This is a genomic window from Streptomyces sp. NPDC002619, assembly GCF_042889305.1.
Classification (GTDB): domain Bacteria; phylum Actinomycetota; class Actinomycetes; order Streptomycetales; family Streptomycetaceae; genus Streptomyces.
In genome coordinates, this window is sequence record NZ_JBIAQV010000133.1 from 1 (window position 1) to 2,606 (window position 2,606).

The 2,606-nt window shown below is 67.0% G+C and carries 2 protein-coding genes and 1 pseudogene; 1 reads left to right on the top strand and 2 read right to left on the bottom strand.

The window, feature by feature from the left end; all coding sequences use genetic code 11:
• Positions 1–263 (top strand): annotated as a pseudogene (locus ACFYXB_RS45725) (hypothetical protein); the annotation flags it as partial.
• 202 nt (positions 264–465) lie between these two features.
• Here ACFYXB_RS45725 and ACFYXB_RS45730 read toward each other — a convergent pair.
• Positions 466–1,536 (bottom strand): IS110 family transposase, encoded by a 1,071-nt coding sequence (locus tag ACFYXB_RS45730; protein WP_389591417.1) that lies wholly within the window; start codon positions 1,534–1,536, stop codon positions 466–468.
• A 198-nt stretch (positions 1,537–1,734) separates the two neighbouring features.
• Positions 1,735–2,481 (bottom strand): IS3 family transposase, encoded by a 747-nt coding sequence (locus ACFYXB_RS45735; RefSeq protein ID WP_389591418.1) that lies wholly within the window; start codon positions 2,479–2,481, stop codon positions 1,735–1,737.
• Between the last annotated feature and the right edge of the window lie 125 nt (positions 2,482–2,606).

Consider the following 2,606-nt stretch of genomic DNA (forward strand, 5'->3'; position numbering starts at 1 on the left):
GTCGCCCCGACGGCAGCAAGGTCGTGACCTCGACGACGATCACTCTCCTGCCGCCGCCATCGCCGGAGCCCGCACTGCCCGCGACGACCGTCCGGAAGAACACCGGCAACGGCAAGACCGGCAGCCGCATGGCACGTGTCCTGGCCATCCTGCAGGCAGAACCCGAACGGCTGTGGCGCTCAAGGGAGATCGCCGAGCTCCTCGGCGACGTCACCCTCGTCGCCACCTATCGACAACTCGCTCGCTGGACCGAGAGAGGATGATCAAGAGAGTCCGCACGGGCCGCTACACGGCAATCACAGAGATGACGAATCCCTTGCGTGACCTGCAGAAACGCTAACTTCCCGGCCTTGGGGCTTGACCCGGAATTCTAGACACGAGCTATGCGGCTTGGGCCAGGGTAGTTGATGTTGTTTCGAGTGCTGTCTCGTAGGCGATGGGACTGCGTTGACGCTCCTATAGTTGTCAACTCGCCGCGGAGGCCGTCCGTGGGGCCGGCCGAAGCAGGTGGTAGACCTCGCGGATGACGTAGCGCTTGAGGCATCTGATGATCTCGCGTTTCGTCTTGCCCTCGGCGGTGCGGCGGGCGACATAGTCGATCGTGGGCTGGTGGAACCGCATACGGACGATGACGGTTCGGTAGATCGCGGCATTCAGCTGCCGGTGGCCACCGTGGTTGATGCGGTGCCTGCCGCCGGTCATACCGGAGCCGGTGGGCACGGGAGCGATGCCCGCAAGCTTGGCGAAGGCGGCCTCAGACTTGATCCGCTCGGGATTGTCGCCGGCCACGACGAGGATCTCCGCGGCCGTGTCCACGCCGATACCGAAGGGCTCGAGCAGTTGCGGGGCGACCCGCTGGACCAGGTCGCCAATTATCTTCGTCAGTTCCTTGGCCTCGGCGTCCAGGTACTGCCACCGCTTGGCGAGCGTCCGCAGGGTGTGCCGAAGGGCGTCCTCGGGTCCTTCCAGACGGCGAGGACGCAGAGCTGCCAGCTGCCGCGCCAGGCTGATCTGTGTCTTGCCGGCAGTCTCCCGGCGCAGGGCGTCCGAGGCGTGGACGAGCATCGCCTTCATTGTGACCATTGCCGCCGCACGCTGGTCAACGGCCTGGTCATGGGCGATCTTGAGCTGGCGAATCATCTCTGCCTCGCCGTCGGCGGTCTTCGGCGTGGCCGTCGCGAACCCGGCAAGCACGGCGCGGGCGGCGTTCTCGGCGTCCAGGGTGTCGGACTTTCCGTTCATGCGCCGCAGCCGCCGGTCCGGGCGTCCGGCCTCGACCACCTTGTGACCGGCCCTGCGCAGGAATGAGGTCAACGTGGCGCCGTAGGAGCCGGTGCCCTCGATCCCGAAGGCCAGAACGTTACCGAACGAGTCTGCCCAGTCCGCCAGTTGTTGGAAGCCGCCGGTGTCGGTGGGAATCGTGAGGGTGGCCAGGATTCCGCCGATTGTGTCCATCACCGCTGCGACGTGCACGTGCTTGTGCGTGTCGACGCCGACCACGACGTGCCCGGACCTGGGTTGCTCGCTGGTCTGCACGGAGTTCCTTCCGGTCGGTAGCGTGGGGTTCACGCTGTCGCCGGCCGGCCGGACAGGACTGTCACGGGGACGCTTTGGCGAGTCGGCTCCAGGCTCTTATCAGGTCACGTCCGTCCGGCGGCAGCGCTTGCTGCGTGCCCGGCCGGGCGGTCGACAGATCAACGCCAGGACACTCACGGGGTCAGTCATAAGCAAGAGTCAGACCGCCTCAGCCGGGGCTACCCGATCCTTGCGGGATCCGGTGCGAAAAGACTGACAGTCGAAGCAGATCCCGGTCCGCCCCATGCTCTGCCGGAGCCCCAACTGCCCTAGTTGGACGCGGAATTGGGTCGAGGTGTACTCCGATCCGCGGTCCGTGTGGATGATGCAGCCGTTCTCCAAGAGGCCCAGGCCGGCGGCCATGTCGAGGGCGTCGCCGACCAGGCCGGCGCGGTGGTGATCGGCCATCGAGTAACCGATCACCTCGCGGGTCGCCAGATCGAGCCAGGTCGCCAGGTACAACCAGCCCTCGGCGGTGGGGATATAGGTGATGTCGCCGACCACCCGCAGGCCCGGGGCGGTAGCGGTGAATTCGCGCCCGATCAGGTCCGGGGCCGGGGCCGCCTTGCGGTCGGCACGAGTCAGGCTGCGACGCCCGGTGCGGCGGCTGTGACCGGCGATCCCGTGTTCGCGCATGAGGCGCTCGACGCGCTTGCGGTTCACCAGGCGGCCCTGGCGGCGCAGTTCGGCATGGATGCGCGGAACGCCGTACGTTCTCCTCGACGCGACGTGAATGACGGTGATCTCGTGGACCAGGGCGAGGTCCTCGCGCTCGCGCACCGAACGGGCCTGCTCTCCCGCTTCCCAGGCGTAGTACGAGGAGCGGGCCACGCCGAGCACGGCGCACAGCAGCACGACGGTGAAGTGGGCCTTCTCCGCATGGATGAACCGGCAAGTCTTGCTCACCGGTCGCTCTCCTTCGCGAAGAAGGCCGTCGGTCGGGTGGCCCGGGGGAATTTCACCCCCGGGCTCCCACAGATCCCGGCGTGACAGTCTCCCGTCACCGGGCTCCTATCATCCTGGTCACCAGA